General features: G+C 59.3%; 17 protein-coding genes and 1 pseudogene. 12 read left to right on the forward strand and 6 right to left on the reverse strand.

The features are described from left to right. The 4 genes and pseudogenes from MOV61_RS09690 to MOV61_RS09705 all read left to right on the forward strand — a co-directional run. Nucleotides 1–301, forward strand: a pseudogene (locus MOV61_RS09690) (hypothetical protein); the annotation flags it as partial. 125 nt (nucleotides 302–426) lie between these two features. Continuing rightward, nucleotides 427–2,424 carry a hypothetical protein gene (locus tag MOV61_RS09695; protein WP_247136415.1) on the forward strand — a complete coding sequence of 666 codons (1,998 nt, stop codon included), beginning with the start codon at nucleotides 427–429 and terminating at the stop codon, nucleotides 2,422–2,424. 11 nt (nucleotides 2,425–2,435) lie between these two features. After that, on the forward strand, nucleotides 2,436–4,589 hold the full coding sequence (locus tag MOV61_RS09700; RefSeq protein WP_247136416.1) for a type I secretion system permease/ATPase: 2,154 nt from the start codon (nucleotides 2,436–2,438) through the stop codon (nucleotides 4,587–4,589). Nucleotides 4,590–4,599: 10 nt separating this feature from the next. After that, nucleotides 4,600–5,940: an HlyD family type I secretion periplasmic adaptor subunit gene (locus MOV61_RS09705; protein ID WP_247136417.1), complete on the forward strand. Its 1,341-nt coding sequence runs from the start codon at nucleotides 4,600–4,602 to the stop codon at nucleotides 5,938–5,940. Between the two features lie 782 nt (nucleotides 5,941–6,722). On the opposite strand, the gene MOV61_RS09710 is transcribed toward MOV61_RS09705, so the two are convergent. Then, on the reverse strand, nucleotides 6,723–8,267 hold the full coding sequence (locus tag MOV61_RS09710) for a hypothetical protein (RefSeq protein ID WP_247136418.1): 1,545 nt from the start codon (nucleotides 8,265–8,267) through the stop codon (nucleotides 6,723–6,725). 301 nt (nucleotides 8,268–8,568) lie between these two features. Here MOV61_RS09710 and MOV61_RS09715 point away from each other — a divergent pair, with 301 nt between their 5' ends. Next, nucleotides 8,569–10,143, forward strand: a complete 1,575-nt coding sequence (locus MOV61_RS09715; RefSeq protein WP_247136419.1) for an O-antigen ligase — start codon at nucleotides 8,569–8,571, stop codon at nucleotides 10,141–10,143. 38 nt (nucleotides 10,144–10,181) lie between these two features. Here MOV61_RS09715 and MOV61_RS09720 read toward each other — a convergent pair whose 3' ends face one another. Beyond that, nucleotides 10,182–11,198 (reverse strand): glycosyltransferase, encoded by a 1,017-nt coding sequence (locus tag MOV61_RS09720; protein ID WP_309493798.1) that lies wholly within the window; start codon nucleotides 11,196–11,198, stop codon nucleotides 10,182–10,184. A gap of 242 nt (nucleotides 11,199–11,440) precedes the next feature. Between MOV61_RS09720 and MOV61_RS09725 the strand changes: the two genes are divergently transcribed. After that, nucleotides 11,441–12,646 carry a glycosyltransferase gene (locus MOV61_RS09725; protein ID WP_247136420.1) on the forward strand — a complete coding sequence of 402 codons (1,206 nt, stop codon included), beginning with the start codon at nucleotides 11,441–11,443 and terminating at the stop codon, nucleotides 12,644–12,646. Nucleotides 12,647–12,670: 24 nt separating this feature from the next. Here MOV61_RS09725 and MOV61_RS09730 read toward each other — a convergent pair whose 3' ends face one another. The 4 genes from MOV61_RS09730 to MOV61_RS09745 form a co-directional block, all read right to left on the reverse strand. Beyond that, nucleotides 12,671–13,660: a glycosyltransferase family 2 protein gene (locus MOV61_RS09730; protein WP_247136421.1), complete on the reverse strand. Its 990-nt coding sequence runs from the start codon at nucleotides 13,658–13,660 to the stop codon at nucleotides 12,671–12,673. Beyond that, complete coding sequence (locus MOV61_RS09735) at nucleotides 13,660–14,451, reverse strand: hypothetical protein (protein ID WP_247136422.1); 792 nt, start codon at nucleotides 14,449–14,451, stop codon at nucleotides 13,660–13,662. Before MOV61_RS09735 ends, MOV61_RS09730 begins: the two co-directional genes overlap by 1 nt. Nucleotides 14,452–14,518: 67 nt before the next feature. Continuing rightward, nucleotides 14,519–16,006 (reverse strand): hypothetical protein, encoded by a 1,488-nt coding sequence (locus tag MOV61_RS09740; protein WP_247136423.1) that lies wholly within the window; start codon nucleotides 16,004–16,006, stop codon nucleotides 14,519–14,521. Nucleotides 16,007–16,060: 54 nt separating this feature from the next. Then, nucleotides 16,061–17,311 (reverse strand): polysaccharide biosynthesis/export family protein, encoded by a 1,251-nt coding sequence (locus MOV61_RS09745; RefSeq protein ID WP_080719223.1) that lies wholly within the window; start codon nucleotides 17,309–17,311, stop codon nucleotides 16,061–16,063. Nucleotides 17,312–17,646: 335 nt separating this feature from the next. On the opposite strand from MOV61_RS09745, the gene epsE reads away from it, so the two are divergent. From epsE to MOV61_RS09775, 6 genes are all read left to right on the forward strand, one after another. After that, complete coding sequence (gene epsE / locus MOV61_RS09750) at nucleotides 17,647–18,888, forward strand: exopolysaccharide biosynthesis GT4 family glycosyltransferase EpsE (protein ID WP_247136424.1); 1,242 nt, start codon at nucleotides 17,647–17,649, stop codon at nucleotides 18,886–18,888. Between the two features lie 143 nt (nucleotides 18,889–19,031). Further along, entirely contained in the window at nucleotides 19,032–20,078 is a 1,047-nt protein-coding gene (locus MOV61_RS09755; protein ID WP_247136425.1) for a glycosyltransferase family 61 protein, read from the forward strand. Then, the gene (locus tag MOV61_RS09760) at nucleotides 20,075–20,704 is read left to right on the forward strand and encodes a serine O-acetyltransferase (RefSeq protein WP_247136426.1); all 630 of its coding nucleotides are present in this window, start codon (nucleotides 20,075–20,077) and stop codon (nucleotides 20,702–20,704) included. The genes MOV61_RS09755 and MOV61_RS09760 overlap by 4 nt, the downstream gene beginning before the upstream one ends. A gap of 26 nt (nucleotides 20,705–20,730) precedes the next feature. Next, nucleotides 20,731–22,368, forward strand: coding sequence for an AMP-binding protein (locus MOV61_RS09765; RefSeq protein WP_247136427.1), 1,638 nt, complete (start codon nucleotides 20,731–20,733; stop codon nucleotides 22,366–22,368). Next, nucleotides 22,365–22,598 (forward strand): phosphopantetheine-binding protein, encoded by a 234-nt coding sequence (locus MOV61_RS09770; protein ID WP_038546019.1) that lies wholly within the window; start codon nucleotides 22,365–22,367, stop codon nucleotides 22,596–22,598. Before MOV61_RS09765 ends, MOV61_RS09770 begins: the two co-directional genes overlap by 4 nt. After that, on the forward strand, nucleotides 22,598–23,836 hold the full coding sequence (locus MOV61_RS09775) for a type III PLP-dependent enzyme (protein WP_247136428.1): 1,239 nt from the start codon (nucleotides 22,598–22,600) through the stop codon (nucleotides 23,834–23,836). The genes MOV61_RS09770 and MOV61_RS09775 overlap by 1 nt, the downstream gene beginning before the upstream one ends. Nucleotides 23,837–23,857 lie beyond the last annotated feature (21 nt).

Below are 23,857 nucleotides of genomic sequence, written 5' to 3' on the forward strand. Positions count from 1 at the left end.
GGTAGGTGGCTGGGCATTCGGTGGTGCTGGTGCTGCCGGCGGCGATGGCGGCCTGGCCTATACCGGCGCCGGCGGAGCTGGCGGCGACGGCGGTGTCTGGGGCTCGCACAACGGTGACGACGGTTTCGTGACCGGCACAAGCTCCGCTTCGGCCGATGCGTCGATTGACACCCACGCCTTCAACCAGGAAATCGTGATGGGTGCGAACCTGCAGCAGAACGCAATCGACATGACGATCGTCGGCGGCGACCTCCACAGCACGGTGGCAGGCGACGACACCCACGACGGCACCAGTCTCTAAGCCGTCGCTTTCCCTGCTCCAGGCAGAGACCTTCACATCGCGGACTGCGCAGACCTCCTGCGCAGTCCCTCATTCCGAACGACCTGTGGTCCAGGCATGCCAATGCAGAGGCAGCGGTTATGACGATGATGGATACAATCACGGAGGAAATCGCTCATTTCATCGGGCTCTTCCACACGAACGTCGAGGATGCGCGCCTGCGGGATAATTATACCGATTTCTCGCTCAACACGCCCGAACAATTCATCCCGCCATCTGTCGCGACCCCATCCCATTTCGAGGCGCCTTACGACCTGCTCGGCTTCGATCCGTCGGTGGTCTACAAGGCTCCCGCCACTTTCACGCCCATCTGGCATCCCCACTTTGTGGGTCGATATGACCATCCGTCAATTCCCATCGTAGAAATCAGGACACATTACGGCCGGCATGAGATGCCGCGGCACGAGTATCCGTCCTATGCGAGCGGCAAGTCATTTACATTGGGGATACAGCCTCTTGGCTCGGTGGTGAACTTCATCGTTCAGGCCGCCTCGCTTTCCGACAATGACAGCTTCGGCGTCGGGGGACACGGCCTCGCGTTCAATCCTGCTCCGGTTGATAACGGCGAGCTGCTGGATAAGGCGCAGGAGGTCTTGTCGGACGCGCCGGTCGGCCATCTCGACATGCCCGAATCCTCGGCAGACCTTATCGAGATCATCAAGTCCGTCGCCAGCGAGCTGGAGTCCCTCTCAGCCGATTCCGGCGGGCCGATGGAAGCTTTCGTCCATCAATCCACGACGATCGAAGGTACCTACGTCAACGGAGTGCTCGTCGACGAGGCGCCGAAGCTGGAAGATTATCACTCCTTCGGTAAGGATACAGATGACGCCGACGCGGAGGAGGATGCTCATTCATCCAACGCCAAGATCTTTGCGGATGGCTCCGTCCAGGTAGACGCCTCGGTCGAACTGATCGGCGGCGCCAATACCACCGTCAACGATGCCGTCCTCAAGAATATCTGGACGGGCGCAACGGTGACGGCGGTCGTCGGCGATCATTTCGAGATCAACGCGATCATCCAGGTCAATGTCATTCAGGATGTCGACGCCATTACCTCGGCGATCAGCAGCTGGACGAACGACGGCGCACCCGACGAAATATTCAACATCGCCACATTCCACAGGGTCGATCCGCTGCAGGACGACAGTGCCTCCTCGCATGCCAGCGGAGGTTATCCCGGAAGCTGGATCGTCACGGAGATCCAGGGCGACCTGGTGATCGTCAATTGGCTGGAGCAGTACATCTTCATGTCCGACAATGACGTCGGCATCCTGTCGTCCTCCGGCGCCACCACCAAGGTCATTGGCGGCGACAACATGAGCGTGAACCAGACCTCGATCTACGAGCTCAGCCATGCCTACGATCTGATATTGGTTGGCGGCAGCCTTTACGACGCCAATATCATCCACCAGATGAACATATTGTTCGACAACGATGTTGTCGGCGCGGTTACGGGTTTCGGAACGACCGGCGAGGGCACGTTTTCCAGCGCCGGGAACCTGCTCTGGAACCAGGCCCATATCTATAATATCGGCGGCGCCGATCGTTTCGACACGTTGCCTTCCGCCTACCTGGACACGGCCGCCGATTTTGCCGGCGGCGGAAGAAATCTCTCCAGCGGCGTTCTGACTGATCCGGCGTTTGCGGGATTGGCCGGGCTGCGCGTTCTTTATATCAGCGGCGACATGCTGAACATCCAGTATATCAGCCAGACCAGCATCGTCGGCGACAGCGATCAGATCGCCCTGGCGATGAATGCCGTCAATCCTCACGCGGAAGCGACATGGTCGATCTCGACCGGAGGAAATACGCTCATCAACAATGCTGCGATCGCCGACCTGGACTCTCTCGGCCATACCTATGTCGGTGGCGAGCAATACTCCCAGGAAACGCTTTTCCAATCGGGATTGATTTCAAGCCATCCGGAATTGGCGGCGCACGATCCCGATGCACTGGTCAACGAAGCGGTGGCCTTTCTCGACGATTCGATGCTGGAGGCCAATCCAACCGAGCCTGGATATGGCGTGCCTGTGGATCATGACGGCCACTATCAGAACGATGGACTGCAACATGTGCTCGGATAATGGGGGGAAACATGTTGGACGCCCAAAAGAGGGCCGACCTAGTACAGGCCCACGATCACGATGAAAGTCGGCAACTTGCCGGGGAGGAATTTTATGCAAAATTGGAGCGCGCCGTGGACGAATGCCTGAAAATGTCATCCGGTGACGCAGTCCCTTCAGCAACGATATCCAGGCTGGAACCCAAGAACTCACCACCGAGTCCATTGCGCGTAAACGAGGGCACGTCGGGAGCCGATATTCTGGCCATGCCTGCCAATGGCCGGATCATCGAACCGGAGATCGAGCCGAAGCCCCCGCAGCGCGAAGCGACGGTGGCGAAGGCGCCGGAAGGCATGATCACGATCGATGCCGACACCGGGCCATTGCGGACGGAGACAAAGCCCTTTGGAAAGCCGCCGACGACCGGTGGCGGGCGCGGTGGCGACGGAACGTTTCACAAGCGCCTCGCGCCGGTCGACTTTTCGGCCAGCCTGCGGGCGGGCGTTACTGCGGTGCGGCGGAACCTGGCAATCGTCATGTTTTTCACCGTCGCCAGCAATATTCTCGTGCTTGCGATTCCGACCTACCTGTTCCAGATATCGGACCGGGTGCTGACCAGCCGTTCTCTCGACACACTGGTGATGTTGACGATCGTGATCGTCGGAGCGGTCATCCTGCAGGCCGCCTTCGATGCTCTTCGGCGCTTCATCCTGATGCGGACCGCAGTGGAAATCGCGGCACAACTTGGCGCTCCGATCCTGAGCGCGGCCGCCCGCGCCTCGCTTCAAAGCAATGGCCGCGAATATCAGGTGCTGGGCGATCTTCAGCAGGTTCGTTCGTTCCTCGTCTCCAGGACCTTGCTGTCGTTTCTCGACGCGCCGATCGCACCTCTCTTCGTGGTGGCGGTCTTCCTCATCCACCCGCATCTTGGCTTCATCGTGGTCCTGACAGCCCTCATGCTGCTGGCCTTCACCCAGATCAACCAGCGCATGACCGCCGAGCCGTTTGCCGAAGCCAATACGGCGCAGGTGAAGGCCAATCTTCATCTGGAATCGATGTCGCGCAACTCTCAGATTATCAACGCGCTCGCCATGATCCCGGAGACCGTGCAGATCTGGGGCAAAGACACGGCTTCCTCGCTCAAGTCGCAGGTCATTGCGCAGGACCGGAATATCACCATTGCGGCCATATCGAAGGCCTGCCGCCTTCTGACGCAGATCGCGATGCTCGGCTGGGGCGCCTTCCTGTCGATCGAAGGTCAGCTCACCGGGGGCATGGTGATCGCTGCCTCCATCATTGCGGGTCGCGCGTTGGCGCCGATCGAAGGGGCCATCGAAGGATGGAACCAATACAGCCAGTCCCGCGCGGCCTACGGGCGCATATCGGCGCTGCTGAAATCCTCGCCATTGAATTTCGACCGCCTGAACCTGCCGAAGCCCGAAGGGCGCCTGGACGTCGAGCGCCTCCTTTATGTACCCCAGGGAACCAAGCGCGTCGTGCTCAACGGCGTTTCGTTTGCCCTGCAGCCGGGGGATTCCCTGGCGATCATCGGCAATTCCGGTGCCGGCAAGACGACACTCGGAAAAATGCTCGTCGGATCGATCCTGCCGACGTCGGGGAGTGTCCGATTGGATCTGATGGATCTGAGGAACTGGGATCAACGCCAGTTCGGCGAAAACATCGGCTACCTGCCGCAGGATGTGCAGCTCTTTCCCGGCACGATAAAGTCCAATATCGCCCGCATGCGAATGGACGCCGACGATGAGCAGATCTACCGGGCCGCAATGCTTGCCGATGTTCATGAAATGATAGCCAGCCTGCCGCACGGATACGAAACCGTGGTGGCGGCCGACGGCTCTCCTCTTTCCGGCGGCCAGAAGCAGCGTATTGCGCTTGCACGGGCATTTTTCGGCGATCCAAGGATGGTGGTGCTGGATGAGCCGAATTCCAATCTGGACAATGCGGGCGATGCGGCGCTGCTCCACGCACTTCAGCATGCCAAGGAACACAAGATAACCGTCGCAACGATCACGCAACGTCCGGCCCTCCTGAGCAGTGTCGACAAGGTCCTGCTGTTGGTCAACGGCACCGTCGCGCTGTTCGGAATGCGGGCGGACGTGCTGAAAGCCATCGAAGCGCGCGGCATCGATATCAATACCGGTTCATTCGGCCATCAGTTGCTATAGGGGTTGGGGCATGTCTGCTGTCGCGAAGGTACACGATCTCGAATGGTACTCGGAGGTTCCTCGGTCGGTCTGGAAACAGACGGTCGCGGGTCTCGCGCTGACGGCCATAGCCTTTGGCGGTTTCGGTACCTGGGCTGCGACCGCCCCACTTGCGGCTGCCGTCATCGCCCAGGGCAGTTTCGTCGCAACCGGCCGCAACAAGATCGTTCAGCATTTCGAGGGCGGCATCATCAGGGAACTGCTGGTCAACGAAGGCGACCAGGTTGTCGAAAACCAGCCGGTGATCAGGCTGGACGAGACCGCGTCGCAGGCCAAGAAACGGGAATTCTTCCTCAGACGTGTCAGGTTGGAAGCAACGGCCGCCCGGCTTACCGCTCAATCCGAGGCCGCCGACTCCATGATGATTTCGCCATACCTGAACGATTTCAGGGATGACCCGGATGTTTCTGCGATCATCCTCACGCAACAGCTCAACTTCAAGGCCCAGCGCATGAAGCTGGCGACCGAGCTTTCTCTGCTGAAGCAGAATATGAAGGCATTGGAGTTCCGGAGCGAAGGTTACACCCGCCATCGCGATGCCATGTCGCGGCAGCTCATGTTGCTCAAGGACGAATACGATACCAAGCGGGTCCTGCTGACCAAGGGATTGTTGCGCGCAACCGAGGTCAGAGCGCTTGAGCGGGCGATCGCCGATGCCGAGGGGCAGATCGGCCGCCTGGAGGCAGAAGTTTCGGAAACCGGAGCCGAGCTCCTGAAGGGGCAGCAGGAGATCACGCGTGCGGAGGAAACGTATCGGGAGGAGGCACTCGACCGCTTGCAATCGATCCAAGGCGAGCGTGATGCGGCGCGTGAACAATCACGCGAAGCCGACGACGTGCTGCGCCGGGCGACAATTCTTGCACCGGTCTCCGGCACAGTCGTGCGGACGTACTACCATACGACGGGTGGCGTTATCGAAAGCGGCAAGGGGATCATGGAGATCCTGCCTGCCGGCGTGCCGTTGATCATCGAGGCAAAGGTGCCGCGCAACGAGATCGACAGCGTCAAGGTCGGACAAAAGGCGACGATCCGTCTTATCGCCTTGAACCAGCGCACCACCCCGGTCCTGAGGGGTGAGGTGTTTTATGTCTCTGCGGACGCAATGGAAGATAGCAAGGCGGGGCTCTCAAACCACGACGTCTATGTCGCGCGCATCAACATCTCGTCAGAGGAGATTGCCCGCATCAAGGGATTTACCCCGCAACCCGGCATGCCTGCGGAAATCATGATTCAAACTGCGGTCAGGACTTTTTTCAGCTATCTGATCAAGCCGGTTGTCGACAGCATGTCGAGAGCATTCACCGAACGCTGACAGGGTATAACGCTCGTGGGGACGCCCGCACTTGGTGCTTCCCCGCTGCTGCCAAAAAGAAGCCCTCGCCGATCAAACAGCGAGGGCGTCCACAAACGGGAAGTCATCGAGGCTGACAGGACGCCTCGCACACCATAACACCACGAGCCATGAGAAATGTCAGGTTCACCAAAAGGAGAAGGCCCGACCGTTTTTCCCGTTCGAGCCTTCAGCAGTCTGTTTGGCGAAAGTATTATTCCCCTATCTGGCACACCATATCAACTCAATCAAAAGGATTAGGTTCTATCAAACGTTGCAGTAAGTATGTGATTTAATAATCACCGGTTGATTCCTCTTTTTCCACATAGGATTTGAGGCGATGTACATGAGGTAGATCGCTATTCACTCAAAATTTATTGAGCTAAATTAGGCATCGGAAAGTTACACTTGAGGTGTGGCCCGTTTGCAATATCGCCGATCTAGGATTGTGGTACTTTGTAGTGCGGACTTGAGCAGAACGCCTCGGGTTTCGGCGTGGTAGGCTGACCGGTTGCCATACCCAGGCAGCCGGTCAGTTGTTTGATGAATACCTTCATCGCATCCGCTCAATCTTTCGACGACCAAAGTCTGGCGGGCATCCGCTCCTCGAGGACATCGGATTTCAGGCCCATTGCTTTTGGGGATGGAGCGCATCAGTCGCCAACCGGCGTCCATGGCAAGGACGTATGTCCATACCTTTCGCGGTTCCGCCTTCGGGTGATGTCGCGGGTTCCAACTGCCGAGCAGAAAGCGGATGAGACGGCTTACAGGGCAGGTTTGCGCTTAAGAACCTGTTGGATCGCTTGCCATTTCGGGTGGCTGCCGCCCTCTTCTTCCAGCAATCCCCAGCTGCCCCATTTGTTGGGTTCGCTCATCGACGAAAACACGGCGTAGAGGTCTCCGCCCGACATCCGCCAGTTCTTGAGATGGCGAAGGTAGAGTTCGCCCATTCGGCGGTCGCGATTGGCTGCAACGAAGAGATTTGTCAGTCTTTCGTTGTTTTCCGCTCCGCTGCTGCCAACCAGGTGCTGGCCCCCTTCGTAGGCGTAGAGCTTGACGCCGTATTGTTTGGCGATCGCTGCCTGCTCCTGAATCGTTTTCTTGTTGTCTGTCTCGACTTCATTCTCGAGTGCCGAGAAGAGGCGGTTGAGCGACCATCTCGAAACCTCTTCCTGTCGGTCCGGCGCGCCAAAGCCCCCACCGAAATAGGGAGCTATCGCAAGCACATCCGCATGCGCCTTGACACCTTTCCACGACAGGATCGTCTCGCTGGTCCAGACGTTTACGGATTGTGCCGAATAGACGCCGACGATCCTCTGTCTGGCGGCACCGAAAATGTCTTCCCAGATTGCCAGTATTTCGTTTGTCCGCTGTGCGTAATAGCGGAGCTGCGCTTCGTAGTCATTGGTCGAGAAGCCGAGAGCAAGGCCGCGGCTGCGGGCATGGTCGGCCTGATCGAAGCTGGTGTTCCAGACTTCATTGGAATATTCCACATGGATCTTGAGATCCGGGTCGAGGTCTTTCCTGACCTGTTCCGCGAAATGACGAACATAATCGTCGTCGGCAAGATGGGGCATGTTGAACCACGGATCCGATTTTACCAGATTGCAGAGTTCGATCATGTGTTCGAGCGGTACGCCGAGTTCGGATTTACCGAACTGGCCGGGCCTTGGCCTGTCGCTCCAGCTCTGGACCTTCGAATTGTTGGTTCCCATCCAGTCCATGAAGCGCAGCGTCGACATGCCGCTCAGCCGGTCCAGAAATGGCGCCCTGAACGTCTCCTTCGGTATTGGTCCGCGCTCATACACCCGGATATTGCGGATCGGATCGGTGGGATCGGTTTCCATCACCATGGAGGTGAAGGGAGCATCCTTTCGAAGATTGCGCACATCGTCGCGCCCCGGCGACCGAGACTCCAGTTCGGCGCCGGCTATGTAGCCAAGCTTGCCCTTGCCGTCGTAGTGGACCGAAAGCTGGACCGGCAGGTTTTTTCGATGCGCTGTGAAGATCAGGAAGCTCTCGACGAACGATCCGGCCGGAACTCGCGTCGGATACCCGTCCTTGGTCATCGGCGGCAGCGGCGTGTCCCATGTGAAGGGGGCGTCCTTGACCTGCACCCGCCAGGGCGAAGCATTGTAGGCGAGGTTGGAAAAAGCCTGCTCGGTTGCCCAATAGCTCATTCCGGTGATGTTCAGTCCCACTTGCTCGGGAAAAATCTCGTCGCCCGCGTTGGCGCCGGAGGGGATGCCGCTCAGGACTGGTGCGATCGCGACATTCGACAGCATTTGGAGAAACATTCGGCGGTTCACGGCGGATCCTTTCCTGATGCTGGCGTTGGGTCGTCGGTTTCGATGGGCAGGAGCTGTGGCGCGGCCGTCTTGAATCGAACGGCATAGCAGGAGCGCAGGCAAGCAAGGCAAATGGCGGTACGGGGGCTACGATCGAAGTAGGCGTTAGCTCTTTTGGATATGTGTGGGAAGGCGAGCCGGGCGTGTAGCCTAAGTCGAGGCGCGCAGCCGGGGTTGCGCATTGGCAAGGGGCAGCCATATGGGGAAAAGTCGCAGCGCGAGACGTCTTAGCACGGGCGCGGTTTCAGGCGCGAGAGCTTAAATGCCTGAGTATCTCCGTGCTCTCCTCTACGTTCTGATCATCAGTGCTCCCGCGCTTTATATCGCCGGCAAGGTTGCCGTGCCCCTCATAGGCGAAGCTGAATTCAAGCTTTGGCGCAATTGCTGGGTCATCGCGACCTGCGCTACTTTCCTGTCGCGAAGTTTCTTCGATTTCGCTGCCGCGCTTGCGATCATGAGCCTATATATCCATCGAAATTCCAAGCAGCCCGTCCTGCTCTACGTGATCCTGATGTTCGTGGCGCCCTGCGTTCCGATCGGGGTGGGCATTCCGGGCGTTTTCAACAGGATCATCGATCTTGATCCGCCGCGCCTGCTGGCGGTCGTCATCCTGTTGCCGATCGCGATCAGGCTCTGGAGGGAGCACGACAATCGAGAACTTCGCGGCCCGGACGTCCTGGTCATCGCCTTCTTCGTCTATATATCCTTGCTCGCCCTGCGTCTGGGGGATCTGAATTCTATTCTGCGCGTGGTACCGGGCTATTTTCTCGACATTCTGCTTCCCTACTTCGTCTTCAGCCGATCGCTGCGCTCGGCGCTGGAAATAAACCAGGTATTGCTCGCCTTCGTCGTAGCGGCGCTGCCGCTTGCCGCGATCGGATTTTTCGAAATCTGGAGAAACTGGCGGATCTATTACGTGGTGGTGCTGCAATGGGACGTGGTGTTGATCACCGTCTATCTTTTCCGCGACGGTTTTCTGCGTGCCGCTACGACGTCGGTGGAGTCCATCGCGTTCGGATTCCTTTGCATGACCGCGGGTGGCTGTCTGCTGGCGTTGCGGACGCCAAAGTCGTTGGGCCTCTGGCGATATGCGGCGCTCGGCGTGCTGATGATCGGGCTTCTGTCCAGTGTCTCGCGCGGCCCCTGGCTTGGTTTCGCGCTCTGCGCAATGGTGCTGCTGCTGACCAATCTGCGGGTCTCGCTCAAGCTGCTGGTCGGAATGATCCCGGGTATTGCCACTCTGATATTTGTGCATCCGCCATTCATCGACCGGTTTACCAACCTGCTTCCATTTGTCGGTTCTGCCGACAAGGGCAGCGAGACCTATCGCTCCAGGCTTTTCGAAAACTCGATTATCGTCATCGAGCGTTATCCGCTTTTCGGATCGGACACATTCGTGCGCGAGCCGGAGATGCAAACGATGATCCAGGGGCAGGGCATCGTGGACGTGGTGAATACCTACCTGCAGATTTCACTCCATTACGGATTGATCGGCCTGCTGTTGTTCGCGATGTTCTTTGGCGTGCTCGCGATCAAACTCGCTGCCATGTTCTGGACGAGCAAATCGGATATCGTCAGCTATGAGGGCGTGCTTGCGCTCCTAGCCGCCATGCTTTTCACCATCGCGACCACCAGCAGCGTTTCGATCATTCCCTATATCTACTGGCCGTTCTCTGGTCTCTGCGCCGCACTTCTGAGACGAGGCGCGGGCATGGAGTGGGAGTTTTCTCCGATGGCCAGGGCAGGGATGAAAAGCATGGGAACCGGGCTGCCATACCCGGTCATGCGGACCTCCGTCGAGGTCAAAAAGATGCGGGTTCTGGGGTCGCGCCACTAGCGGCGGACAACCGCTGCGCCGGTGTTCAGCAATGGCTACTATTTATATTCGATGATCCGCTGTTGGCGATTGATCAGCCGGTTTACATAAAACTGAGCGATGCCCTGCATCTCCGGGAACTTGCCGAGGACATCGAATGTGGCGAAGATCCATCTATCACCTGGTTTGGATGCGGTTCTGAACGCCAGGCGCAGGATCTGAAGCGGATAGGCCAGCAGCAGCGCGAGGCCTACAGGATCGAGAACCGTGCCGAAGATCGCTGCCAGTGGTACCAAACCGCCCCAGAAAACCGCGCGCCTGAAATTCCTGGTCCATATCCTGGATGGAGATTTCCGGTGGAGATGGGACACCTGTGCATAGGCATGCCCGCAACGCACGCTTCTCCGCCACCATTGGCTCAGGCGGCTTATGTCCGCATCGTGACGCGTCATTTCGCAGGGAAGGCGCCAGATCTTCCAGCCTCTTTCACGCAGGCGCACGCAAAGTTCCGGTTCCTCTCCCGCGATCAGCTCGTTGGAGTAGCCGCCGAGATCCTTGAGGGCAGAGGCTCTGATGAGGATATCGCCGCCGCATGCCGGGACTTCGCCGGGCGGGCCCTCCCATTCGCGGTCGCACATGGCATTGAAGATCGTGCGGTCGGGATGCCGTTCGCGCCGATCTCCGAAGACCAGCGCGACATCCTTGCGCATGACTAGAAAAGTTGTGGCCGTCGCGATCCACCTGGTGTCAAGTTCGCAGTCCCCATCCAGGAACTGCACAAAGGCCGTGTCGGGCCAGCGTCGCATGACAGCATCAAAACCTGCATTGCGCGCGCGCGCCGCCGTGAATGGAATTGCCATGTCGAGCGGCAAAACCTCTGCGCAGAGCTTGGCGGCCGCCTCGACGCTGCCGTCCGACGAGGCTGAATCCACGTAGATCGTACGCTCCCGATGGTTCTTCAGCGAATTGAGGCAGTCGATGAGACGCTGCCCTTCGTTACGTCCGATCACAACGACGCAGACATCAGCCCCGAGCCCCGAATAGCTGCCGCGGTGCATTTGGATATCCATGTCCATGTGCGCGTATCCCCCGGCCGTTGGTTTATTGGTGGTCATCTGTCGCGATCTCGGCCCCGGAACGTGATAAGCCTCTATACTGTCTGTATAATTTCGGCTCGCTGGTGTAAATTTACCTCTTTGGTGGAAGCCGATGCCGCGCTCCTAAGCTCTTTGTTGCACTGAGCCCGCGAAACCCTTTTTGCTATACCTGATCCAGGGGAATTGCCGGCGATAGGCAAACATGAAGGGGCGCTTGTGGAATGCGGATTGCGTATTTCACCAACCAATATCCGGCGCCGAGCCACACGTTCATACGGCGCGAAATCGTGGCGCTGGAGGCGAGGGGGCATCGGGTCGAAAGATATGCGATACGCCCCTTTCGCGGCACATTGAAGGATCCCGAGGATATCGGGGAAGCCCGCCGCACCCGCCATATCCTGCGGACCCCGATGATAAGAGCCTTTGCAAGCGTCGTTCGCCAAGCGCTTGCCCGCCCCGGTCCTTCGTTGAAAGCCTTAGGAATTGCGCTCCGGTTCGCGAGGACGTCCGGAGGGCGTTACCTGCATCACCTGGTCTATTTCTGGGAGGCGATGATCCTGGCCGATTGGTGCCGCAGGGATAAGATCGATCACCTGCATGTGCATTTCGGCACCAACCCCGCGACGGTCGCGACATTGGCGCATGAGATCGGCGGCATGAAGTTCAGTTTCACGGTGCACGGGCCGGAGGAGTTCGACCGGCCTGAGACGCTGGGGCTTGGCGACAAGATCCGGGCGTCGTCGTTTGTGGTCGCCGTCAGCTCCTACGGCCGCAGCCAGCTGCTGCGCTGGGCCGACCTTGGAGACTGGCGGAAGATCGAGGTGGTCCACTGCGGCATCGACCAGCGTTATCTGAGCGACGATGTGGAGCTAAACCGCTCCGATCCGCGTCTTGTCTGCGTCGCGCGGCTCTCCGAGCAAAAAGGCCATCTCCTTCTGCTTCAGGCGGCGGCCAACCTGCGCGCCGAGGGGACCCATTTCGAACTCGTTCTTGTCGGCGATGGCCCGTTGCGGGCCGAAATCGGACGCGAGATCGAACGGCTCGGACTCGGTGGCACAGTCGTACTGATGGGCATGATCTCGCAGGACGATGTGCGCAACGAAATTCTTCGCGCCAAGGCTCTGGTTCTGCCAAGCTTCGCGGAAGGCCTTCCCGTCGTGCTGATGGAAAGCATGGCGTTGAAGCGCCCGGTGATCTCGACCTATGTCGCCGGCATCCCGGAGCTTGTTCAACCGGACAATGGCTGGCTCGTTCCAGCCGGCGACCTAGAGGCATTGACCGGCGCAATGCGGCAAGCGTTGTTCGCAAGCGATGTCGAGTTGTTCCGCAAGGGCGAGGCGGGGCGGCGGCGGGCGCTCGAACGGCACGACATCAACAAGTCGGCAGCGGCATTGGAAATACTGATGGCCAGACCGGGCATCATTTGAGCCGGATGTTGTTTGTGAAAGCGGTCAGATCCTGCGAAACGGCCCCGAGTGACGGATGAAATCCTGCAGCAGATGCGGTGGCCCGCTGGAGCTTTTGCCTTCGGCGAGAAGCCGGATGCGCCAGGCGATGTGTCCGCAAAGCCAGGCAAGGTCCGAGAGGACCGAGAAAACGGCTCCGTGATGCTTGAGATGGTAACGCCGCCGGGACTCGAACCAGTAGGCTGGTCGCCTGGACGGTTTGACGTGTCGTGTCACGCCCGTCGACTGGCCGACTAGGTGGATGATGCGGCTTTGCGGCACATGCCAGCAGGACCATCCGGCGCGCGCTGCCCGAATGCAGAAATCCACTTCCTCATAATACAGGAAATATCCTTCATCGAGGGTGCCGATCTGATCGAGGACGTCTGTCCTGACCATCAGGCTGGCTCCGGAGACCCAGTCGATCCGGCTGGGCTCCCGCGGCATATCCGGAGCGATGCGCCAGCGCCCGAGCAGGCGGGTAACCGGCCCCAGCTTCGCCTCGCTTTCAAATTCATTGGCAATTGAGGGAAATCGGAAAGCGCAGGCCTGACCTTTCCCGTCCGGATGTTCCAGACGGCTGCCGGCAATGCCGGCGTCGGGCTTGCGGTCCATGAATTCGACCAGGCGCGTAACGCTGCCGGGGCGGGCAATGGTATCGGGATTGAGGAGCAGGACATAGTCTGGTCGACCGAAGTTTGCCATCGCATATTCAATGCCCCGGTTGTTGCCGTAGGCAAAGCCGCCGTTCACTTCCAGCGGAAGGCATACGGCATTCGTCCAGCCGTTCTTCTTTATGGCTGCTGCAATGAGATCGGCCGAGCGATCGCCGGATCCCCCCTCGACGGCAACGATCCGCGTCCCGTCCGGGACCGTGCCGGGGACACTCAAGGATGCAAGGCAATCGATGGTGAGATCGGCGGTCCGATAGTTGACGATGACGACGACCATTTTCAGAGAAGGGGCGTTGTCCTGCCGGTTAAGTTCGACATCCATCAAAGGCCGTGCCTCTTCGTTTTGTTCAGGACCACCTGCATGCTTTTCTCGGGGCCAAGATAGCTCCGGCAGATCTCCAGTTCCGCAAGTTTTGACTTACCGATCGCGAGTACGATCAGGGCGGTGTCCGACATCTCGACAAACGGGATCACCTCGTCCGAACTCAACATCGGCGGCAGATCGAAGAGAACGATCGTCGGTTTCAGCGTCTGTCGCGCGAAGTCGACCTGCGCCGTCATCCGCGCCAGGTCCGCCGGCAGCGGAATTTTGCCCGGGCCCCAGGCCGCGCGCAGCAGATGACAACGGACGCTTCGAATATCCACCGTCGTCAGCCAGCCGTGAACCGGATCGTCCGATACCGGACGAGGCGACAGCCCGAGTATATTGCCTATTGCGGGATCCCGGGAGTTCGCATCGACGAGCAAGACATTAGCGCCGGGTACGCGGGCGAAACTGAGCGCCAGATTGATGGCGGTTACGGTGGTGCCGCATCCGATCGTCGGGGCGGTCACCGAAATCACCCGCGTGTCCCGGTCCTTGTGTGCGTTGAGCAACTGGTTTCGCAGGACGTCGTAGGAATGTGCCATCGGACTGTCGCTGTCGAAGGCGATGATGCGATTGGAATACAGAAAGGTGGGGGAGACTGGAGAGACGCCCGGCAGCGGCGGACATTCCTCATGGGAGTGGATGACCGAGCCGTTGAGGTAATTGGTATTCAGCTCAGCAAGGCCGGTCCCATCCAGCCTCTCCGCCATTCTTCCCCGAGATGAAATATTCTTGATGACTTCCATGAAATTCGTGCCCTGTCCCATCGATACCATTTTCAACTAGAGGCGGTTCGGCCGTAGTCGAACCACGTCACCCTCCCGCAAGCGGACTTGGGGTCGCAAAAGCGGAATTCCGGAATGCCCTGGCAATACGCCGCTTCGGCTTCCATCGTGGAATGACCACCAGCGTTTCTCCGGCCAGAGCGTCGCCGAGATCGAACGTGCCGCGGATGGTCTGGTCAAACAGATGCGCGCCGTAGATGCCCGCCGCCGCAGCCATGGCCGCTGCGGCACAAGCTCCAGCGATCAATTGGAGTCGCCGTGGTCCCGTAGAGGCTTTGGGAACTTCTGGCTCCTCGACCACCTCGATCTGCTGTGCGGCATCGCCGTCCTCCAGTCGCTCGCCAAGGCGTGCCGCGTCGAGCTTAGTCTGCATCTCGTCCATGTTTCGCTGCAACGACACCTTCTCGGCTTCATTCGCCGCGATCTGTGCTCCAACTTCGGGAGCGTGAGAGACAAGCTCCCGCAGCTTGGCGATGCGTTCCGTAAGGGCGCTCCTTTGGGCTATATTCTGTTGCTGGCGCGGCTTTGCCATCGCGATACGTTCTGCGATCAGCATGAGTTCGGGCGAAAGCGTCTTGATCTCTTCAGGCGTCGGCATATTCCCCGATGTGTCGCGCGGTGCCGGTGCAACTTGAGCCCGCATCTCATCGAGACGCTGCTTCATGGCGCGAATCTGGGGATGCGTGTCCGAATAAATGACCGACTTGACTGCGAAATCACGCTCAAGCTCGACAAGCTGTGCATGAAAGCGCGTACTTTCGGTCGTCTGTCCGACGCCCATGCGCAGCTGGGCTTCGTAGATTCCTATCTCTTCGTTCAGCGCAACGGCGGCCCGGTCGAGTGCCGCGAGTTCCACTTCCTTTGCCTGAAGCTCAATCAGCAAGGTTGGGATTCGTGTGGGATGAGATTCCTTGTTTTCCTCGAGATATTTGGTCCAGACGCCTTCCCTATCGCGGAACCGCTGGGTGACGTTGTTGGCCTCCTGCGTCAGGAATTTCGTCGCCTCCGAAGCGCGTGCCATGCGGATGCGCCGGTTTTCTTCGATAATTTGCGAAACGAGGTCCGAAACTACATTCGCGGAAATGATGGGATCGCCATATTTGAAGCCAATTCTGACCGAGGCGTTGCTTGCGACGCGGTCGGCACCCTCGGTCACCGATATCAGCAGAGTGATCTGGTTGCGTATCAAGGCCGCAAAATTGTTCTTGGCCAAGGTATCCGGCATATTTGGAAAGAGACGGTATTTTTCGGCCAGTGCCAGCAGGTTATTGCGCGACAATACCCGTTGCTCGATAAATTGCAGGCGGTCGTTCGATACGGTCGGTGATACGAGCGTCGTTGGTATCTGCTGAAATTCCATCAGCAGCAGCGCCTCGGAATAATAGCTCCGTGGCATCGTGTAGATGAAATAGGCGCCAACCAGAATGGCAATCAGTCCTGGTACGATGGCGTAGAGAGGTTTGGCGAGGGCGATTTCGATATAATAGAGAATATTGCGTCCTAACTCGTTGATCATGCTGTCGCCTCATTGCTTCGCGTACGAGATACATTGGTCATCACGAAGTCTCCGTCATCGAGCTGCCCTCGTTACTTCGGACGAGCGGGTTTCGGCTCGAGCCACCGGCTGACCAGCCCCCGCATCCCCGGTCTTCGTCGGGTCTGTGTAGACGACCCGCAACAGATCGCCCGGCAGGATCGGGGTCATCTCGGTTGCGACGAACTCGCGGGTTTCGCCGTTCGTGGTCCGCACGACGTGATAGCCGAGCTGCCGCCGCTCCCTCTGCTGGCTTGAGGCAGCACTCTCCCCATAGATGGTCATGATCCGCGTGCTGTCGGCCAGCCGCGCTGCGGTTTCTTCCTGCTCGCGCTGGGCCGCGTTGAGTTCGACCAGCAATTGGGTCCGCTGTGCCTGTCGAGCGCTATCGTAACGGGCGAGCTCCGCCATCTTGGTGCGCTCGGCGACTGCAATTTCAGATGTCAGTCGGCTGATCTGTCCCTCGAGCTCGGCGATCGTGCCTTCCTGGACCATCTGCTGCGAGCCTTCGGTTACGCCTTTGGCGACGAGCCCGGTGATGCTCTGGAGGCGGCGTTTGGCCAGGTCGATCCGTTTCGTCATGGTATCGACCTGCTCCTGCATCGCGAGACTGTTTCGCTCCGTGAGCTGGTTTGCCTGTGCCTGGGCTTTTTCCTCCATGGAAAGCGCTTCCATGCGGGCGTTCAACAGCGATTGTTCCTGGGCAAGGGCCGGATCGGCGGCAAGCGCTTCGGTCGTGCCGATGGATTTTTCGCCCCGCAGTTCTGCCTCGAGGCGGACGATGCGGGCCTTCAGTTCCTGCAGGCGTTTTTGGGAGTGTTCGACGTCGCGGCGTACAATCACGGACCGGTCCTGATCGGCGGCCAGTAAAGCCGTGCGGTAAACGCCGCCGGCAACGCTGAGGCCGTGAAGGACAGTCATGTTCGCCCGATACGGGTATGCGCCGGGTGTGGCGACCTCGCCAAGAACGTAGATCAGCTGCGGGTTTTGAGTGTTGGGCCGCAACATGATCGTCAGATTGGGTTTGTCGTTGAAATAGGTTTTCAGCCGATCGAGAAGTTGCGCCTCCAGTTCCGAAAGGGAAAGCCCGGCGCTCTGAATATGGCCTGCAAGGGGGAATGACAGCCATCCGTCCGGAGCAATGACGACCTCGCGGGTGAGCTCTGGCTCCTGGGCAATCCATACCTGAAGCGTATCGCCTGGCTGTAGGCGATAGGCTGTCTGGGCGGCAACGTCCCCAAATGTCAGGCAGAGCAATAGCCCCGCGAGACTCGTTATCCCACGCATCTGTAGACCCCCGGTGATTGGTAACCCCTTCCCATCCAACTGGGATAAGACGGTTTATACTACGGCCGCGTCGGGCACCTGCAAACAAGGCACAAAGAGGTACGTGTTCGATCCCCGTTCCTAACCCGAACGGATGAGTGCCAAGCGATCCGTCCCCTTTAGGATAAGGCCATCCGCCGCCAAGAAAGCTTGTGAAATGGCGACCTGGCGCTGACCATGATCCTTCTGCATTCAACCGATTAGTGCCTGCGGTTACCGGCCGCGCGTGGTCTGTCATGCGAGTGCCGCAGCCGACAAGGTCGCGTGTCGCGGGAGCGTCGGAACAAGGAGGGGTGATGGGTCGCAGGATAGGTTTCTTCATACCGGAATTTCCGGGTCAGACCCATATATTCCTGTGGCGTGAACACGAGGCCTTGTCCGAGCTCGGTATCGAGGCTCAATTCGTTTCCACGGCGCCTCCTCCGAAGGCGATCGCGTCACATGCCTGGGCCGACGAAGCCCGCAGAGAGACCGACTACCTTCTGCCGCTCGGCTTTGGCGGAGCGCTTGTCGCGATGGCGGAAATTGTTCGCGCCGGTCCGCGTCGGGTCGGCCGGAGTCTTGCCGCCGTTCTCGGTGCGGAAATCAAATCTCCAGTCGGTCGACTGCGCATGCTCGCCATCCTATTGGTTGCCGGCAAGCTCGTGCGGCTCGCGCGTCGTGGAAACTGGTCCCATATTCATGTCCATTCCTGCGCCGACGCGGCGAACGTCGCGGCGCTGGCGTCGCTCTTGTCCGGAATACCCTATAGCCTGACGCTTCATGGCCCGACACTCGAGGGTTATGGTCCCAACCAGCGGCAGAAATGGAAGAATGCCGCCTTTGCGACGGTGATCTCCAAGCGGTTGTTCAACGATATCGATGTCAAGCTAAACGGCTCGAAACCGTCCCGGATCGCGATTGCGCCGATGGGGGTGGATCTGGAGCAGATTCGCAGGAGCCGTCCCTACAACCCTTGGAAACCTGGGGAACCATGCCGGATCTTTACCTGCGGCAGGCTCAATCCGGTGAAAGGACATGACCTTCTGCTTCAAACCGTCGAAATTCTGCGAAGGCGTGACATCGACGTCCGCCTGCAGATTGCCGGCGAAGACGAGCAGGGCGGCAGCGGCTATCGCAGGACATTGGAAGCCCTGATTGCGGAAAAGAAGCTCACCGGCTGTGTCGAACTTCTGGGAGCGGTCTCCGAAACCCGGGTGCGACAAGGGCTGGAGGACGCGCATATCTTCGTGCTCGCCAGTCTGAACGAAGGGATTTCGGTCGCCATCATGGAGGCGATGGCGATGGAGATGCCGGTGATCGTCACCGATGTCGGTGGAAATAGCGAGCTCGTCGACCATGGTGTGGACGCCATGCTGGTTCAAGCGCAGCGTCCGGAGGAGATGGCAGCCGCTATCGAAAGAGTATTGCTGAACGATGATCTCTCACGTCGGTTGAGGCAGGCATCGCGGGCCAAGATCGCCGCGAAATTCCACCATCGCATCAGCGCCCAGGCGATTGCTTCACTGCTGGAGCACGAGGAAAATATCGTTATCTGATACTTCGAAATGAGTAGGCCGATAACCCAAAGATCACGGCGAAACCATTGGCCGCTATGCGATTATCCTGCCCAGGGCGGTAGTTTGGGGGCATGGAGCCTCAGCGTTCGAAGCGCCGTCGTGGGCCCCGGGAGGATGGTTGATTGATATCTTTTCCGCCGATCATGCATTCTTTGAGAAGAGCGGCCCGGATCTCTGTTCCGGACATCGAGGCGGTCGCATGCGAACGTTGGACGATCGCTCCGCAAGTCAGACGCTTCATCCACCCTGCCAAATTTCTTCCGCATCATCTCGATCGCATCACGGGTGCGGAATTCGGTTCCGTTGCCGAGATATTGAAGGGCTTCAGGGGAAATTACGAAACCATCCAGGAGGCAACAGTCGGTTACCGGGTCAAAAATATCGACCTGATCGACGGCGTACTCTATGGGCAGAAGTCGTCGAGGAGCCTCAGGCCTCGCAGCCGCCGGCTGCCGGTCTATGTGCCCCCCAAGCAATCGGCCAGTGGGGCACTGTTCGAGAGCTGGGTCGGCAATCGCTGGTTCGGCAACTGGCTTTTGGATGACTGTCTGACTTATTCGCTGGCGGACGAATATCAGACGCCGGTCAGGACGCGGCTGGCCACGTGGGAGCACGAGCCGCAATACGCCCAGAAACTGGGCTTCAAGCCGATCCAGGTCAGCGACGTCCATTTCAACGAAGTGGTCCTTTTCCGGGACAAGGGGCAGAACGCGAGCAAGAGGAAACGGGCCGATCAGCTGCGCGAAAAGCTGCTGGCGTCGGTGCCGCCTTTTCCCGTTCATCCCGGTGTCTTCATCCTGCGGGGAAACGGGGGAAGCAGCCGGAACCTGACAAACGAGGCCGAGATCGCCGAACAGTTCGCATCGAAACTCGGATTCCGGATCCTCGATCCGATGGCGTCGTCGGTAGACGACATTATTCTTGCCTGTGCCGGCGCCCGCATCGTCGCCGGCGTCGAAGGCAGCCATCTGGTGCATGGCCTCACCGTCATGCCGCCGGACGCGACCCTCTTCGTCATCCAGCCCCCGGACCGGGCGGTTTCAGCTCTCAAGATCATCACCGATCGTCAGGGACAGGGCTACGCTCTCGTCATCGGCGAGGGAACCTGCGAAAACTTCAGGGTCGATTGGGATGATATCGGCCGCACATTGGAGATGGTGTTCGCATGACCTCACGGCTTCGTTTTCTCCACCCTCAATCGGTTGCGATGCAGGACCACAATAGTACGGCATCTCTGCAGGCGCCTCCCGTCCCGTTCGGCCAACTGGTGCGCAAGGACTATGACCGTCACGGCGGGACGGTCCTCAATGCCGCCTTTATCGCGCTGTTGGTCTATCGCTTTGGTCGATGGGCGGGCAGCCGCCGAAGCTACGTCGCCAGGCGGTTCTTCCAGAAGATCTACGGCGCGATCAACATGGTCGTTTCAACGCTGACGCGCGTGTGGATCCCGGCCGAGGTGATGCTTGGCGAGGGTTTTCACATCATCCACGTCGAGGGGTCGATCTCGATCCACCCGGCGGTCGTGATCGGAAAACGATGCGGCATCATGCACAATGTCACGATCGGCACGAACATGAGCGCCGGCGCACCCAGGATCGGCGATGACGTCTTTATCGGCGTAAATTCCACCATTCTTGGCGACATTCGGATCGGCGATCGGGTGAGGATAGGAGCGAATACGGCGGTCTCCACCGATGTCCCGTCGGATTCGATCGTCGTCGGCTCACCGGCCAGGATCTATCCCCGCCTCGGCCCGTTTTTGAGCGAGCACACCAAGGCTGATGCCGGCCCTTGATCCACCCATCGCTGGAGGAGTTTGCCATGAACGCGTTGACCACCAACTTCTATCAGCTTCTGGCTGACAACCTTGATGCAAGGCCGGGCAAGCCGGCGATCATCGACGGTCATCGTGCAGCGAGCTATGCCGCTGTGGTGGCCGAGGTGGATCGGCTGGCGGGCTATCTTCAGAGCCGCAATATCCGGCCGGGCGACCGGGTGATCGTGCACCTGCGCAAGAGCATCGCAGAAGTCACCGCCATGTTCGCCATCGCCAAGGTCGGTGGAGTGATCGTCAACGTCAACACGCAATGGACGGTCGAGCAGCTCGAATATGTCGCCAACGACTGCGGCGCACGCCTGCTGATCGTCGAGGCAAGGGTCGCCGAGGCGCTTGGCGCACGCAAACTACCCGACACGGTCGACAATGTCCTGGTCAAAGGCAAATTGCCGGCCGACACCATATTCGATGTTTGGGATCATCTTCCGGAAGACTTTTCCGGCGACGAAATTGCGCGCCTCGACACAGAACTTGCAATGATCATCTACACATCCGGTTCGACGGGCATGCCGAAGGGCGTGATGCTGACCCATCGTAACATCGTTGCCGGCGCCCGGTCCGTGTCGCGCTATCTGGGCCTCAGGGAGGACGATCGGCTGCTCAGCGTCCTGCCCTACAGCTTCGACTATGGCCTGAACCAGCTGACGACGATGATGCTGATGGGCGGCACGGTTGTTCATCAGGCGGTGCCGATGGCGACTGAAATCGTGCTGGCGATGCAGCGGCATCGGGTGACCGGCGTCGCCGCCGTGCCGCCGCTTTGGAGCCAGATCGTGCGGCTGCTGAAAGACAACCCCGTGGAATTTCCTGCGCTCAGGCGGATCACCAATTCCGGCGGCAAGATTTCGCTTAATATCCTGGAGCAGATACCGCGGGTTTTCCCGGATGCGGATGTCTACCTGATGTACGGGCTGACCGAGGCATTCCGCTCCACCTATCTTTCGCCGCAGAAGTTCACCCGCAAGATGGGCGCGATCGGCCAGGCGATCCCCGGCGCCGAAGTGTATGTCATCAAGCATGGCGAAGGCATCGCCTATCCCGGCGAACAGGGTGAACTGGTTCACCGCGGCCCGCTTGTGAGCCTTGGATATTGGGGCAAGCCTGAGGTAACGGAGCAAAAGATCAGGCCGTGTCCGGAGCTCTGGCACCTGATCGGCGACGAACCGGTCGTCTATAGCGGCGATATCGTCAGGATCGATGCCGATGGCGACCTGTGGTTCATCGGCCGTAACGACGCGATGATCAAGACCAGCGGCTTCCGCGTCAGTCCCGATGAGATCGAGGATCTCGTCTGCCGCAGCGGCGTGGTGGCGGAAGCAGTCGCCTTCGGTGTCGACGACGAGGAACTGGGGCAAACCGTGCATGTGGCGATAACGCCGATCGGCGAGTTCGATGAGGAAGCCTTGCTGCGTTATTGCCGGCGCGCGATGCCGTCCTATATGGTGCCGCGCCAGTTCCATGTGTGGGCGGAAGGAATGCCCCGGACGTCGAGCGGCAAACTGGCGCGACCGGATGTGGTGCGCCTTTCCCGCGAATGCATGCAAGGCGGGGAAATTGTCCTCAGTGCGCCTCCGCCAGCAGTCCCAGTCAAGGTGACCGAAACGAGGGAGAACTTGCAATGAGCCTTACCCATGGAAAATTGATTGGTTACCTGCGGGAATCCCTGAATATCGCCCATGCGGACAGCGAGAGCGAACTGTTCTCCTCGGGGCTTCTCGATTCCGTCTCGATGGTGAACCTGCTGGCCTTTGTCGAGCAGACGACGGGCCTTGCCATCCGCGCCGAGGACGTGACGCTCGAGAATTTCGATACGCCGTCCCGGATCATCCGTTTTGCCGAAGCCAGCGCCTGATGAACCACTCTTCGGCGCTCGATGTCTGGCTGCAGACTGCGGCGGCATCATTCGGAACCCCCTCCTATGTTTATCTCGCATCGGCGATCGAAAGCCGGGCAGCGCTCCTGAGGCAAGCTTTCGAGGGGCGTTTCGCGCTGAGCTTTGCCGCGAAGAGCAATCCCAATCCGGCATTGCTTTCCCTGATGAGGGGACAGGCTGAATATCTCGACGTCTCCTCCATCGGCGAGTTCAGGACAGCTCTTGCAGCGGGATGGGAAGCCGCGCGCATCAGTTTCACAGGTCCGGGAAAACGGCAGTTCGAAATCCGGGAGGCGATCGAAGGCGACATTGGCGAACTGATCCTGGAATCGGTGCGCGAGGCCGTACTTGCCAATTCCATCGCCGCCGAACTTGGGCGTATCCAGCATGTCCTCGTCCGCATTGCTCCGACCACGGTTCCCAAAGGGTTTGGCGATCAGATGGCCGGCCGGCCTTCGGCCTTCGGCATCGACTGGGAAGATGTTGCGAGAGACATGCCTGAGATCGCGGCCCTGCCCAATCTCAAGATCGTCGGGTTGCACATCTATTCCGGCACGCAGTGCCTGAAGCCCGAAGCCATCTGCGAGAACTATCGCAACTTCATCGGCATTTTCCGGGAGGTCTGCGAAGCTTACATTCCGCAGCCGGAAAAACTGGTGTTCGGTTCCGGGCTCGGAATTCCCTATCATGACGGCGATCTGCCGCTCGACCTGACTGCCGTCGCTGCCGGCATCGCGGCGAATTTCGATGGTCTCAAGGCGTTGCCGCAATTTACTGCGACCCGGCTGGTGCTCGAACTTGGGCGCTATCTTGTCGGTGAGGCCGGATATTTTCTGACGCGCGTCATTTCGGTCAAGGAATCACGCGGCGTGCGGATCGGTATCTGCGATGGCGGCATGAACAATCACCTGCCGGCTTCCGGTCATTTCGGAATGGTGATGCATCGGAACTATACGATGCACAAGGTCGGTGGGCAGGGTGAACCGGAAAAAGTCAATCTCGTCGGCCCGCTTTGCACCTCGATCGACCGGCTCGCCGTCGGGGCGATGCTTCCGCGGATCGAAGAGGGTGATCTCATTGCCGTGCATAACAGCGGCGCCTACGGGCTGACGGCCAGCCCAATCCATTTCATCAGCCACGCACCGCCCTGCGAAGTCCTCATCGAGGCCGCCGGGATGCGGGATGTCACCCACATCCCGGCGCTGCCATCGGCTTAAAGCCTTCCGATCTTGCAGTGA

Source organism: Neorhizobium sp. BETTINA12A, assembly GCF_023006485.1.
Lineage (GTDB): Bacteria > Pseudomonadota > Alphaproteobacteria > Rhizobiales > Rhizobiaceae > Neorhizobium.